At 67.5% G+C, this 13,361-nt stretch carries 13 protein-coding genes and 1 pseudogene; 6 read left to right on the plus strand and 8 right to left on the minus strand.

All coding sequences use genetic code 11. From position 1 onward, the window contains the following. Positions 1 to 52: 52 nt before the first annotated feature. From ACFFBG_RS05195 to ACFFBG_RS05205, 3 genes are read right to left on the minus strand one after another with little or no spacing between them, the layout of a single operon-like run. Positions 53 to 442 carry a Zn-ribbon domain-containing OB-fold protein gene (locus ACFFBG_RS05195; RefSeq protein WP_375476354.1) on the minus strand — a complete coding sequence of 130 codons (390 nt, stop codon included), beginning with the start codon at positions 440 to 442 and terminating at the stop codon, positions 53 to 55. After that, entirely contained in the window at positions 439 to 1,590 is a 1,152-nt protein-coding gene (locus ACFFBG_RS05200; RefSeq protein WP_375476356.1) for a hypothetical protein, read from the minus strand. The genes ACFFBG_RS05195 and ACFFBG_RS05200 overlap by 4 nt, the downstream gene beginning before the upstream one ends. Before the next feature lie 7 nt (positions 1,591 to 1,597). Then, entirely contained in the window at positions 1,598 to 2,890 is a 1,293-nt protein-coding gene (locus ACFFBG_RS05205; protein ID WP_375476358.1) for an amidohydrolase family protein, read from the minus strand. A 199-nt stretch (positions 2,891 to 3,089) separates the two neighbouring features. On the opposite strand from ACFFBG_RS05205, the gene ACFFBG_RS05210 reads away from it, so the two are divergent. Together ACFFBG_RS05210 and ACFFBG_RS05215 are read left to right on the plus strand one after the other, a co-directional pair. After that, positions 3,090 to 3,359 carry a hypothetical protein gene (locus tag ACFFBG_RS05210; protein ID WP_375476360.1) on the plus strand — a complete coding sequence of 90 codons (270 nt, stop codon included), beginning with the start codon at positions 3,090 to 3,092 and terminating at the stop codon, positions 3,357 to 3,359. 4 nt (positions 3,360 to 3,363) lie between these two features. Then, positions 3,364 to 4,725, plus strand: a complete 1,362-nt coding sequence (locus ACFFBG_RS05215) for an MmgE/PrpD family protein (protein WP_375476362.1) — start codon at positions 3,364 to 3,366, stop codon at positions 4,723 to 4,725. A gap of 28 nt (positions 4,726 to 4,753) precedes the next feature. On the opposite strand, the gene ACFFBG_RS05220 is transcribed toward ACFFBG_RS05215, so the two are convergent. The 3 genes and pseudogenes from ACFFBG_RS05220 to ACFFBG_RS05230 form a co-directional block, all read right to left on the minus strand. Then, the gene (locus ACFFBG_RS05220) at positions 4,754 to 5,731 is read right to left on the minus strand and encodes a bifunctional riboflavin kinase/FAD synthetase (RefSeq protein ID WP_375477208.1); all 978 of its coding nucleotides are present in this window, start codon (positions 5,729 to 5,731) and stop codon (positions 4,754 to 4,756) included. A gap of 177 nt (positions 5,732 to 5,908) precedes the next feature. Continuing rightward, positions 5,909 to 6,529: pseudogene (locus ACFFBG_RS05225) on the minus strand (enoyl-CoA hydratase/isomerase family protein); the annotation flags it as partial. A 28-nt stretch (positions 6,530 to 6,557) separates the two neighbouring features. Next, positions 6,558 to 7,712 carry an LLM class flavin-dependent oxidoreductase gene (locus tag ACFFBG_RS05230; RefSeq protein ID WP_375476364.1) on the minus strand — a complete coding sequence of 385 codons (1,155 nt, stop codon included), beginning with the start codon at positions 7,710 to 7,712 and terminating at the stop codon, positions 6,558 to 6,560. 163 nt (positions 7,713 to 7,875) lie between these two features. On the opposite strand from ACFFBG_RS05230, the gene ACFFBG_RS05235 reads away from it, so the two are divergent. From ACFFBG_RS05235 to ACFFBG_RS05245, 3 genes are all read left to right on the plus strand, one after another. Further along, the gene (locus ACFFBG_RS05235; RefSeq protein ID WP_375476366.1) at positions 7,876 to 8,691 is read left to right on the plus strand and encodes an amidohydrolase family protein; all 816 of its coding nucleotides are present in this window, start codon (positions 7,876 to 7,878) and stop codon (positions 8,689 to 8,691) included. A 117-nt stretch (positions 8,692 to 8,808) separates the two neighbouring features. Further along, entirely contained in the window at positions 8,809 to 9,450 is a 642-nt protein-coding gene (locus ACFFBG_RS05240; protein ID WP_375476368.1) for a TetR/AcrR family transcriptional regulator, read from the plus strand. Positions 9,451 to 9,458: 8 nt separating this feature from the next. Further along, complete coding sequence (locus tag ACFFBG_RS05245; protein WP_375476370.1) at positions 9,459 to 10,040, plus strand: TetR/AcrR family transcriptional regulator; 582 nt, start codon at positions 9,459 to 9,461, stop codon at positions 10,038 to 10,040. A 6-nt stretch (positions 10,041 to 10,046) separates the two neighbouring features. Here the strand turns inward: ACFFBG_RS05245 and ACFFBG_RS05250 are convergent, their stop codons facing one another. Next, positions 10,047 to 11,204, minus strand: coding sequence for a CaiB/BaiF CoA transferase family protein (locus ACFFBG_RS05250; protein ID WP_375476372.1), 1,158 nt, complete (start codon positions 11,202 to 11,204; stop codon positions 10,047 to 10,049). Between the two features lie 58 nt (positions 11,205 to 11,262). Continuing rightward, entirely contained in the window at positions 11,263 to 12,456 is a 1,194-nt protein-coding gene (locus ACFFBG_RS05255) for a thiolase family protein (protein ID WP_375476374.1), read from the minus strand. 125 nt (positions 12,457 to 12,581) lie between these two features. Between ACFFBG_RS05255 and ACFFBG_RS05260 the strand changes: the two genes are divergently transcribed. Beyond that, on the plus strand, positions 12,582 to 13,343 hold the full coding sequence (locus tag ACFFBG_RS05260; RefSeq protein ID WP_375476376.1) for an SDR family NAD(P)-dependent oxidoreductase: 762 nt from the start codon (positions 12,582 to 12,584) through the stop codon (positions 13,341 to 13,343). The last annotated feature ends 18 nt before the right edge of the window (positions 13,344 to 13,361 follow it).

The following is a 13,361-nucleotide window of genomic DNA, read 5'->3' on the forward strand; positions in this document are numbered from 1 at the left end:
CCCTCTCTGCTTCTTCAGTGGTTCGTGGTCTTCTGGTCGTTCGTGCCTCGCCTCAGACGGCGCGCCAGCGGACGGCCGGCAGCCCATCGACGTCGAGGAACTCGGCCTCGACGCGGTCGCCCACCGCCAGCGGATCGTCCGTCGGCGTCACCCGGCCGATCAGGTAGGGGCCGTCGTCTAGCTGCACCATCGCGACGGTGTAGGGGACCTGATCCTTCAGCGCGGCCTGAAAAGCCCGGTGGTAGACCACGAAGCTCCAGACCGTGCCGCGGGGGGCGACATCGACCCAGGTGGTCGAGCGACTGCGGCACTCGGGGCAGCCCGACAGCGGCGGCCACCGCAGCGCGTGGCAGGAGTCGCACCGCTGCACCGTAAGCCGCTTCTCGGCGGCTGCGTGGAAGAACGGCGCCGTCAGTGGGTCGTCGATCGGGGAGAGCGTCATGCGCCGACCCCTCGGTTCGTCGAGAGCACCGACGCGGCGGCCTTCACGAATCCGTGGCTGGACAGGTACATGGCCGTTTCGGGCGAATCGAGCTGGCGCTCGCCGGCCTGACCACGTAGTTGCCGGGTCGCCTCGACGAGATGCATCCAGCCCCACGTGTAGCTCTCCGACAGCTGTCCGCCGTGCGTGTTCAACGGACGGTCGCCGCCGGGCAGGGTCTGCCCCTCGGCGAGGAACGGACCGCCCTCGCCGATGCCGCAGAAGCCGTAGTACTCCAGCATCTGCAGCGTCCACAGCGCGGTCGGGTCCTGGATGTAGAGAGCGTCGATGTCGGCCGGGCCCAGGCCGGTGTTCACCCAGATGGCCTGGGCCGCGTCACGCAGCCAGGGCCGCATCAGGTTCTCGGGATTGTGCTCGCCACGCACGCCCCCGTGCTCGGCCATGCCTGACACATAGACCGGGGTGTGTGGCAGATCGGCGGCACGCTCGGCGGTGGTGACGACGAACGAGACGCCGCCGTCGGAGATCATCGTGACGTCCGATCGCCGCAGCGGCTCGACCAGGTATGGCTCGGCGAGATACTCCTGCATCGACAAGGGCTTCTGGAAGATCGCATTGGGGTTCATCTGGGCCCACAACCGCTGCCCGACCGCCAGCATCCCGAACTGTTCGTCGGTCGTGCCGTAGACCGCCTTGTGCCGTTGCAGTGCGAGCCCCGCCCTGCCGGCGATGTGCACCAGGCCGGCCGAGGTGGCCATGTCCGCGCCGTACATCGGCTTGCCGAAGTCGAACTTTCCGCTGCGCGCGTTCGCGCCGTAGGTCAGCAGCACCGTCTCGGCCAGGCCCGTCGTGATCGCCATCACGGCCAGGTGCAGCGAGAAGTTGCAGGTGCCGTAGTCCAGCGACTGCACATAGGGCAGGTTCAACCCGAGCAGCTGACCGACGGCGACGTCGTTGCCCTGACCCTGCACCGACTTGCAGGCGATCAGCCCGTCGAGGTCTTCGAAACGTAGACCGGCATCGGCGACGGCGTCGATGGCGGCGTCGACCGCGATCTCCTCGACGGACCTGCCCGGCAGCTCGCCCTGCTCGGTGTGCCCGAGACCGACGATCGCCACTTCGCCGGCCACCGACGCGCGCGATGCCATCGAGAGGTCAGACCTCGATCTTGTAGAGCTTCGCGGCGTTGTCCTGCACGATCTTGCGAACCACCGCCGGGTCGAGTCCCTTCAGCTTCTCCTCCGAACGCTCGACCGGCGACGGGTAGAGGCTGGTCGGGTGCGGGAAGTCGGTCTCCCACAGCACGTTGTCCGCGCCGATGCGGTCCAGCAGCGCGAGGGGGCCCGCGTCCTCGAACCAGAACGTCCCGAACACGCCCTTGGCGAACATCTCCTTGGCGGGCGGGAGCTCGGGCGCCTCGCCCCCGGGAAACTCCTCGCGGTACTCGTAGTCGATTCGCTCGAGCACGTAGGGAATCCAGCCGATACCCGACTCGACTGACACCCAGTTGAGCTTCGGGTACCGGATCAGCACGTCGCTGGCGCACAGGTTGGAGATGAAGCGCGAGTTCGAGAGCTCGGTCTGGATTGACCGGACCGGCTTCCCCGCTCGCTCCGGCAGCGACGGCCAGGCTGCCTGGTTTTGGCTGCCCTTCCAGTTACGGGCGCCGATATGGATGTTGATCGGGAGTTCGAGATCCGAAAGGGCCTCATAAAGGGGGTTCCAGTGCTCGGTTCCGTAATCAGGAAGCCCGCCCAAGTGCGGCTCGCCGGCCATCAGGACGCCGGTGAGCCCGATGTCCTTGGCACGTCTGGCCTCGGCGATCGACTGTTCGATGTCCCAGAAGGGCAGCATCGCCTGCGGGAGCAGTCTCTCGGAACCCTCGGCCTGCCACTCGCGCATTGCGTCGTTGTAGATCTGGCAGATGACGTACGACAGGTCACGATCCAGACCCTGGACCATTGCTGGCGCAGCGAAGCCCATGATGTTCGGGTAGACGATCTGGGCGTAGATGCCCATCTCGTCGAGCAGGTCCACCCGCGGCTTGGCCTCGGTGGCGGCGAGGTGGATGTCCTCCTTTGCGCCGCCGATACGATCGCCGGCCAGTTCCATGTCGGCGCCGTAGTACGGGATCTTCTCACCGGCCTTATTGACGAACGCGATGCTGTTGTTCTTGCTCAGCTTCTGGTGACCGTTGACGAACCAGTAGCTGACGCCATCCTCGTCGAGATGGCACTGCGGCACCCGGTCCTTGTATTTGGCAGGCGCGCGCGAGGTCCACAGATCCTCCGCCTCGGTGATGTGTGAGTCGGCGTCGATCAGTTTGAGCCCGGCGAACGGACCGCTCTCGCGGGGTGTGTACGTCATCGGTTTTCCACCTTCCTGGAGCTTCTGAGAACCCGGAGCGCGGTCGACAAGGGACGCACGCTGGAGCCGGGACGGAGGCAACTGAACAGTCCCACCGATCGACCAGCGATGTCAACATTGACGTTTACCACGGGGCGCCGCCGAGATTGTCAACGTCATCGTTGACATCGGGTCGGGCCAGTGGTTAGCGTGATCGCGTGATGACACGGCGGGTGTGCCACCGACCAGGCGTCGGTGTCCGGTGCGGATAGTGATAGACGGCGTCGGGTCCGAGGTTGCCATGCATGACGCCCAGGACACGAACGCTCTCAGCGTGGTCATCCAGCAGGCGAGCGCCGGTCGCGCCACCGAGATCATGGGTGAGCTGGGTCGGATCGAAGGCGAGCACGCCTGGCTGGACATCGCGCAGCTCAAGTCCCTCGGGCCCGTGCCACGTAGTTGCAGCTGGGACGAGCGGTTCGCTCAGGCCATGGGCTACGCGAAGGACCATGGCTGGACCGATCCCAGCGGCAAGTTCGTGCGGGCGCACGTCGAACCGGCGGCGAGCTGAGCGCGTGTCCGATTCCGTCACCGGCCGGATGGCCGCGTTCGTCCGGTCGGCGCCCGACGCAAGTACATCACCGAGGGTCCGAGAGGTCGCCTCGCAGGCGGCGCTAGACCTGTTCGGAGTGACGGTCGCCGGCGCCGGCGAACCGGCGGGCCGGCTCGCTCTCGACTACGCAAGGACACAGTCCGGTGACGGACCGGCCGCCGTGCTCGGGGGCGGCCGTCGGCTCCCGGCGTCGCTCGCCGCGCTCGTCAACGGCACCGCAGGACATGCGTTGGACTACGACGACATCGGACTGGGGGCCGGCCACGTGAGCGTGGCGATCCTGCCGTCGCTTTGGGCCCTGGCCGAGCAGGAGCAGGCAGATGGTGCGGCCTTCGTCGACGCGCTCGCCGTCGCATATGAGGTGGCGCACCGCCTCACCACGATGTATCCCGACACCAGGCTGGGCCCTTATGCCGCCGGATACCACAAGCCGTCGGTCTATTCGAGTCTCGGGGCGGCCGCGGGCGGTGCCCGGCTGCTCGGACTGACCGAAGAGCAGACGGCCCACGCGCTCGGCATCGCGGCATCCGAAGCCGGTGGTCTGCGGGCGAACTTTGGCACCATGACCAAACCGCTGCACGCGGGCCTGGCCAACCGCACCGCCGTCGAGTCCGTCCTGCTCGCCCGCTCGGGTTTCACCGCCAGCGCGCAGGTGCTCGAGCAGCGCTTCGGCTGGCACGACGTCATCTGCCGAGGTGAGGGCGACCTCGACGTCGTCGTGCAGGACCTAGAATCGGTCGGCACGCGGGCGCCGTTCGCGATCGAGGAGGGCCTCGTTTTCAAGGCCTACCCTTGCTGCGGCGCCAACCACTACGCGATTGACGGCGTGCTGAACCTGCTTCGCGACGAGCGGCTGACCGGTTCCGACGTCGCCGAACTGGATGTGTGGATCGAGCGACGCAACCTCGAGGACGTCCTCGTTTATCCGTGGCCGCGCAGCGGTCTTGAGGCCAAGTTCAGCCTCGCCTTCAACGTGATCGCGGCGCTGGTCGACGGCGCCGTGACGGTGCACACGTTCACCGCATCGGCGATCGAGCGCCTCGCTGCGGCCCGCGACCGGGTGCGCGTGCACGCCACCGACGACCTGCCGCAGAACGGCGCCCGGATCCGGGTGCGGACGACGGACGGACGTTCGCTCGAGCGCGATCAGCTCATCCTGCGTGGCAGCCTGGAGGACCCGCTCACCTGGGAGCAGCTGGCGGGCAAGTTTCGGGCGAACGTCGCCGGCCGGGTCGAGTCCTCGGTCGCCGCCGAGGTCATTGCCGAACTCGCCGACCTGCATGAGAAAAAGGACCTCGCTGCGGTCACCGACCCGCTGCTGTGAGCATTCCCCGGCCGCTCTCCGCCACCAGTCAGCGGGACACGGCCGACAGCGCGCGGGTCTGCTCGACGTCCTGCTTCATTTGTGTCACGAGTGACTCGATGTCGTCGTAGCGCACCATGCCGCGCAGCCGTCGGGTGAACTCGATCCCGACGCGCCGCCCGTAGAGGTCCTGGTCCCAATCGAGGATGTGCGCCTCCACCCGGCGCTGCCGTCCGTCGAAGGTCGGGTTCGTGCCCACGGATACCGCTGCGACACCCGCCGCCGCGCTGTCGGTCTGACCCCATTGGTCGAGGAACACCACGCGTCCGCCGTACACGCCGTCCGCCGGCACAGCCGCGAAACGGTCGAAGCCCAGGTTCGCCGTCGGGAAGCCCAGCCTGCGACCGCGGTGATCTCCGTGCTCGATGACACCGTCGATGCGGTGCGGCCGGCCCAGACCCGCGCCGGCGAGGGCCACCTCACCACTCGCGACGCACGAGCGCAGGTAGATCGAGCTGACGACCGGTGACGCGGCATCGCCCCCGCCCCGGACGAGCTCGACAAAAGTGGCGGTGAAGCCGAACCGTTCGGCCAGATCGGCCAGACTCGCCGTGGGCGCTGACCCATCGCGTTCGAAGCCGAAGCTGGCGCCAACCACGACCTCGGCGGCGTGAAGCCGCTCGACGAGCAATTGGCGGACGAAGTCCGGCGGGGCCAGCCGGGCCACGTGCAGATCGAAGGGCACGACGCGGAAGACATCGATACCGAACTCGACGGCCAGCTCGGCACGGCGGGCCACCGTGGTGAGGACGGCCGGATGCGACCCGGGCCGGGTCAGCTCGTCCGGATGTGGGTCGAAGGCCAACATGACGCTCGGCAGCCCTAATCGGCGCGACGCGGCGACGGTGCGCCCGAGCACCTCCGCGTGGCCACGGTGCATCCCGTCGAACGTGCCCACCGTCACGACGCAACGGCCCAGCTGCGGCAGGTCGGCGCGCAGGTCCGGGAGGCCCTCGGAGGTCGGCAAGGCGCGGCGGGGCCGGGCGGGGACGTCTCGCCAGTCGACGTCGCGTACCCCGTCCGGCGCGAGCGCTCGGGTGGCGTAACCCTCGAAGCGGGTCCGGGCTGTCTCGACGACGGAGCGGGCAAGCTCGAGACTGTCGGCCATCGAGGGCACGGACAGCTGCCGGACGAGACGCCGGGTCGTGGCAAGAGCGTCGTAGTCGCCCAGCAGGAGGTCGGCCACACGCTCCTCGACGGCAGCGTCGAACTCGCGAGGCTCCACGACCGCGGTGACCAGGTGGACCCGCGCTGCCTCCTCGGCGCCGAAGCGGCGACCGGTGAGCAGCAGATCGAGTCCCGCCGTCTGCCCGACGCGAGCGATGCAGGCTGCTGCGGCCGGACCGGCGACGAGCCCGAAGCGGACCTCAGGCAGACCGAATACCGCGTCGGCCCGTGCCAGGCTGATGTCGGCGGCGGCAGCGATGGCCAACCCTGCGCCGAAGGCCGCCCCGTTAACCCGCGCCAGCACCGGAACCGGCGAGTTCTCGATCCTGGTCAGGATCGAGGACAGCAACGTGGTGGTCCGCTCGACCGTCGCTGGATCGCCGAGTTCGGCCCGGTCGGCCCCGCTGGAGAACGTGCTGCCCGCTCCGGTGAAGACGACGAGCCGCGCCGACGCGTCGTCGGCGAGCTGGGTGAGGGTCTCGTCGATGTGTTGCAGGACGGCCGTGCTCAACGCGTTGCGCGTCTTGGCGTCGTCGAATGTGTAGGTGACGACTCCCCGACCGTCACGCGTGAGCTCAGCCGCCCCCCCTGCGCTCACTTGCGCGTTCTTCGGAACCGGCGCCGGATCAGACGTAGGTTCCGTCGGGCGCCCTGTCCGAGAACCGCGGGAAGATCTTGTCCGCGAACAGCTGCAGCATCTCGGAGTTCTCCTCCGGACCGAGATGACCCTGGCCGAACTGCAGCCACATCTCGGTGAAACCGAGTCGCTTCTGCGCGTCCTCGATCTGCTTGGACACCTCGTCCACGTCCCCGATGAGGCAATTGGCATACCCCTGGCCGAACGGCAGGAAGAAGGTGTGCCAGTACCAGTCGTGATCGTCCTTGATCTCCTGCAGGCGATTCGGATCATTGCCGAGCATCAGCACCCCGCCCCATGCAGCTGCGTCCTCGCGTGCCACATCACGACCGGCGTCAGCTGCGGTCTTGATGTAGCGGTCCCACAGCGCATCGCAGAAGTCCATCTGGTTCGCCATGACGATGGGCTTGCCACCCTCGCGGGCCCACATGTCGATCGTGCGCATGCTGTGCGCGAACGCGCCGTAAAGCGGCGGGTGTGGATCCTGATAACAGCGCGGCGCGATGCCGATCTCGTGCACCATTCCGTCGTCACCCATGCCGGCGCCGTACTGCTGGTAGGCGGGATGGCCAGACAGGCCGGAGTCCGGGGGGAACTTCCAGTACTTGCCCTCGTAGCTGAAGGTCGAGTTCAGCCAGGCGGTCTTCACTATCTTGAGGGACTCCTCGAAGATCTCCCGGTTCATGTTGTCGACCTCGTCGCGGTTCTTGGCCAGATCCGGCGTGGTCGCATTCACGCCCGGAACCGCCGCGTACGAACCGACCCACCGGCTTTGATAACCGCGGGTGAAGCCCACCTGAAGTCGGCCCTTGAGCATGTGGTCGAGCGTCGCGATCTCCTCCGCGGCACGCACTGGGTTGTGCGTGGGAAGCACGTATCCCAGCGTCGAGACCTTGAGCCGCTTGGAGTGCAGACCGACGAAGAGGCTGAACATCCCGGGGTGGTTCGTGATCTCGAACCCCTCGATCTGCAGGTGGTGTTCGTTGTGCCCGTAGCTCGCGTAACCGAGCTCATCGGCCAGCTGGATGTAGCCACGAATCTCTTCCAAGTATCGCTGGTAGAGCTCCTTGTTCTGGCCGGCCATACCCTTCTCGATCTCGGCCTTGCGGCCGATCATGCCCGGCTGAATCAAGTGGAACTTCATCGACTGCCTCCGCGATGCTGATCTGTGCGAGCTACGTCCGAGGTCGAAGCATTCACCGTCTCCCATCGCCTGTCAACTATAACGTTGACAACTCCAGCTCCAGCCGATCGCTCAGTCCACGGAGTCGTTGACACGCGTGTCGGGCGGCTCCTAGGCTCCAGCTGTGTTCGACCTGCCGCAGGGCGTAGTGGACTGCTGGGTCAATCCGAACATCTACCCACCGCAGGACGACATCGACGTGTCGTACCTCTTCGCTGGCCTGCACGAGCGCCTTGTGCGCGGCACCAGCCTCGAGCAGTTGGTGGACGAAATGGACGCTGCCGGGGTCGCGAAGGGCATCCTGTGCTCGGGCTACTCCGGTGATGGCGATCGCGAGTGGTGCACCGCGGCCCGCGACAAGTTCCCAGACCGCTTCGCGCTCTCGCACGTTGTCGACCCGCGCGAGGGGATGCGCGCGGTGCGGCTCGTCGAGGAACTGGCCGGTGAAGGTCACGTGCTCATCCGCATGCTGGGTCTGCAAACCAGGCTTTACTACAACGACGCCGCCTTGTACCCGGTGTATGCCAAGTGCATCGAGTCGGGCCTTCCTGTCGGCCTCAACGTGGGCTTTCCGGGCCCTCGCGTGCCGAGCAAGTACCAGGACCCGATGCCGATCGACGACGTGGCGGAGTTCTTCCCTGAGCTCAAGATCGTGCTGCAGCACGGCGGTGAGCCGTGGGCCGACGTCTGCGTGAAGCTGATGGTCAAGTGGGCCAACATCAGCTACATGTCGTCGGCCATCGCGCCTAAGCACATCCCGCAAGAAGTCGTCTACTACGCCAACACCCGTGGAGCGGACCGCGTGATGTTCGCCAGCGACTACCCCTTGCTGACTCACAAACGGTGCATGAACGAGGCCCGCGAATTGCCATTTCGCGACCAGGACCGGTTCACCCGGTTCGTGTCCACCAACGCCCAGGCGCTGTTCTTCGGCGGCTGAACGTCGCCTCTCGCTGACGTGATTTCCGGTGCGTGTGCCCAGTGGTACGGTCCGCTGGAGCGGCCGGCCCTCCGGCCGATCCTGGTCCAGGACGTGCCGTGTGGGGAGTTCTGACATATGTCCACGAGCGGTATCGAGGCCCGCAGGAAGGCAGCCCTCGAGGACGGCAACGTCAACTACGTCTCGCGCCGCACGGAGATCATCCGGGCGGCGGCCCACGTGTTCCGCGAACGCGGCTTCGAGTCCGCCACGCTGCGCGACGTCGCCGTCGCGCTGGGCACCGATCGCGCCTCGCTGTACTACTACGTCGGCAGCAAGGAAGAGCTCCAGCACGAAATCGTGCGCGACGCGCTCGAGCGGGACGTCGCCGCGGCGGAGACGGTGCACAGCAGCCAGGCGCGCGGAACCGACAAGGTTCGCGCGCTCATCGCATCCATGGTCCTGTCCTACGCCCAGAACTATCCGCTGATGAACGTCTATGTCGAGGACATGGGCCGCATCGCTCGACAGGACGACGAGTGGTCGACCGATATCATCTCGCGCACCCGCCACTACGAGATGCTCGTTCACTCCATCCTCAACGAGGGCCGGCAGGACGGCTCGCTACGCACCGACCTCCCCCTCGAGCTGTGCGCGCTCGCGCTGTTCGGGATGATCAACTGGATGCATCGGTGGTACCGCCCGGGCATGAAGTGGTCGCCGCAGGACATCTCCGACGCCTACACCCAGATCTTCCTCGACGGCTACGGAGCACGCTGACCGACACGATGTCCGACGACGAGCTCAGCCCGATACTGCGCAGCGCACTCGCGGCGTTCTACGAGGTCGGCTACCACGGTACGAGCGTGCGCGACATCGCCAGGCGCACAGGTCTCACCGTCCCTGCTTTGTATTACCACCATGAGAACAAGGAGGCGATCCTTTACACACTGCTCGACGGCTCGATCGATCTCGTGATCGACCGCTGCCGGCAGGCAGTGGCAGACGCGCCGGACGAACCCGGCGCTGTGTTCCGCAACCTGGTGGGCTGTCTGGCGCGCTACATGGTCGAACACGGACAGCGAGCTGCGATGGACGCCGAGATCCGCGCGCTTGGGCCGGCGAACCGGGCGCGCTATGCGCACAAGCGCAGCGTCGTCGAAGCGATGGTCGAGGACGCGATCGTCATCGGGGTCCGCGACCACGTCTTCACTGTGGCGTCGCCGCACCAGACCATGCGCGCGCTGCTCGGGATGATCTGGGCGATCACCGTCTGGTATCGCCCGGACGGCACGATGTCCGCGGCCGAGGTCGCGGCCAGCTACGTCGACATCGCGCTGCACACGGTCGGGTTCGCCGGCGCCCCCTGAACGCGTTCAGGCCTGGTAGACCGTGCCGTCGTCGAGCAGGTCGGCTATCTCGTCAGCCGTGCAGCCGAAAGCCGCAAGTACCTCGGCGGTGTGCTCCCCGACCGACGCCCGCCCTGGTCGCAACCGCGTCGGCGTGGCCGTGAAGCGGGGCGCGGGCTGCGGATGGATGAGGCCGTCGACCCGCGCATAGACGCCACGCGCCGCCGGTTGCGGAGCATCCGGCGCCTCGTGGGGCGCCAACACCGCGGCGACGCAAGCATCGAGATCGGCGAATACCGACACCCACTCGTCCCTCGTCCTGCTCGCGACGGTGTCGGCGATCAGTCGTCGTTGGCGGGGCCACTCCGAGGTCGCGTACTGCTGCTCGGCAGGTAGGCGGTCGGATAACCCGAGACCGTCCGCAAGGTCTGCATAGAATTTGGGTTCGATCGCGCCGACCGACAGCCATCGGTCGTCGGCGCAGCGGTAGACAGCGTAGAACGGCGCGCCACCATCGAACAGGTTCTCTCCGCGCGGGGCGTCCCACCGGCCGATATGCGAGAGAGAACGGTGCATCGCCGTCAGTAGGGCGGCGCCGTCGAGGATCGACGCGTCGACGACCTGCCCCTCCCCCGTCCGCTGAGCGTGCACCAGGGCGCTGACCACGCCGACCGCCAGCAACATGCCGCCACCGCCGAAGTCGCCGAGCATGTTCAGCGGAGCGACGGGCGGACCGCCGTCGGGCGCGGCGATCGGCTCCAGCGCGCCGGACACCGCGACGTAGTTGATGTCGTGACCGGCCTTGTGAGCGTCCGGGCCGTCCTGTCCCCATCCCGTCATGCGGCCGTAGACGAGCCGGGGGTTGCGGGCGAGCAGGACGTCCGGTCCCAGGCCGAGACGCTCCACCACGCCGGGGCGCATTCCCTCGATCAGCACATCGGACTGCTCGGCGAGCTTGCACACGACGGCTGGTCCACGTCGGTGCTTCAAGTCGACCGAGAGCGAACGGCGGCCGCGGTCGAGCACGAGATGGCTGTCGCCGTCCGGGCGCAGCAATCCGAGGCGCTCCGGGCGATCGACCCTGACCACATCGGCCCCGAGGTCGGCCAGCAGCATTCCGGCGAACGGCGCCGGCCCGATAGCGGCGAGCTCGATGACACGAATCCCGGCGAGCGGACCAGTCACAGCTCACTCCGTTCGGCCGACAAAGCCTATGCCGATCGTTCGCTCGGCGGGCGTTCCCTCACAGGCGCTCGATGATGGTTGCGTTCGCGAGGCCCCCTCCCTCACACATCGTCTGCAGTCCGTAACGCCCGCCGCTTGCCTCGAGATGGTTGAGCAGGGTGCCCATGAGCCGCGTGCCGGACGAACCGAGCGCGTGCCCCAAGGCAATCGCGCCCCCGCACGGATTGAGCCTGTCCGGGTCGGCGCCGAGTTCCCGGAGCCAGGCGAGCGGAACCGGCGCGAAGGCTTCGTTGACCTCGTAGGCGTCGACGTCGTCGATGGTCAGCCCGGCCTTGGCCAGTGCCTTGCGGGTGGCCGGGATCGGTGCGGTGAGCATCAGGATCGGGTCGTCGCCGACCACCGTGAAGGTGTGGAATCTCGCCCGGGCACGGAGCCCGAGACGGCTCGCCAGTTCCTCCTCGACTATCAACATCGCGGACGCGCCATCGGTCAATGGCGACGAGCTACCCGGCGTGATCTTCCAGTCGATCTGCGGGAAGCGCGTCGAGTACTCGTCGCTGCGGAAGGACGGGCTCAGCTTGGACAGTCCTTCGGGTGTCGTGCTGGCACGGATGGTCTCGTCGGTGGCGTGGTGGGCCGCGTTGCCCGCGGGGTCGGTGACCGCGACGGGCACGATCTCATTGGCGAACAGGCCGGCGTCCGTGGCAGCGGCGGCGAGACGGTGCGAACGGGCGGAGAACTCGTCGAGCTCGTCTCGGGTGAGGCTCCACTTCGCAGCGATCAGTTCGGCCGAGACGCCCTGACCGATCAGCCCGGGGGCGAACCGGGACCGGACGCTGGGGCCGAAGGGGTCCTGGCCGATACCGGCTGTGCCCATGGGTATGCGGCTCATGGACTCCACGCCCGACGCGACGACTACGTCGTAGGCGCCGGCGATGACCCCCTGCGCACCGAAGTGGGCCGCCTGCTGGCTGGAACCGCACTGCCGATCGATCGTGGTCGCCGGAACCGATACCGGCCAGCCGGCCGCGAGCACACCCTGGCGACCGATACTCAGCGACTGCTCGCCGGCCTGCGCGACACATCCGGTGATGACGTCGTCGACGAGCGCGGGGTCGATGCCGGTGCGTTCCTGTAACGCGGAGAGCACGGTGGCGAGAAGCTCGACGGGATGGGTGCCCGACAGCGATCCGCCGGGTTTGCCCTTGCCGGACCCGGTTCGGACAGCGTCGACGATGACGGCACTGCGCACAGCGGCCTCCTCGGATCTTGACTTAGCGATCGATCGATAAAATAGTGGTCTTCAACCGTTGGCCGGTCAAGCCGCGGCGGGCCGTCGACGGATCGGTCACACCGAAAGACAGAGTCGGAGCGCCGATGGATCCGCTGCAGTTGTTCCGACTGGACGACAAAGTCGTCATCGTCACCGGCGCGACCTCGGGTCTAGGTGTCGGCTTCGCGGCCGCTGTCGCGGCGGTCGGCGGCACGGTGATGCTCGCCGGCCGTCGTGCCGACCGGCTCGACGAGGTGGCCGCGAAGCTGCGTACCGACGGCGCGACGGTGAGTCGCAGGCCCACCGACGTCGCAGACCCGCAGGCATGCCAGGATCTCGTCGACGCGACGCTCGCCGAGTTCGGTCGGGTCGACGGGCTGGTCAACAACGCCGGCGTCGGCGAGACGATGCCGGCGTCGCGGGCCACGCCCGCGCACGTGCGCGGCATCATCGACGTCAACCTCCTCGGTGTCTTCTGGATGGCGCAGGCCTGCGGCAAGGTGATGGGACCGGGCTCGGCGATCGTCAATGTCTCGAGCGTCCTAGGCATGATCGCCCCGCGGTTCCCGCAGGCGGCCTACGCCGCGAGCAAGGCCGGCGTCATCGGGCTCACTCGCGACCTCGCGCAGCAGTGGTCCGGCCGGAAGGGCATCCGCGTCAACGCGCTTTGTCCCGGCTATTTCCACAGTGAGATGACGGCGACCGGCGTCGAGGAGCTGGCGGCGAACGTGGTGCGCAACAGCATGCTGGCGCGATTCGGCACCCAGGCCGAACTCGACCCCGCGCTGCTCTACCTGCTGAGCCCGGCATCGGCCTACACCACGGGCACCACGCTCGTGGTCGACGGCGGCATGGCTGCGCTCTGACGATGACGACGGGGCAGG

The sequence above is a fragment of the uncultured Jatrophihabitans sp. genome (assembly GCF_964251945.1).
Lineage (GTDB): Bacteria > Actinomycetota > Actinomycetes > Mycobacteriales > Jatrophihabitantaceae > Jatrophihabitans.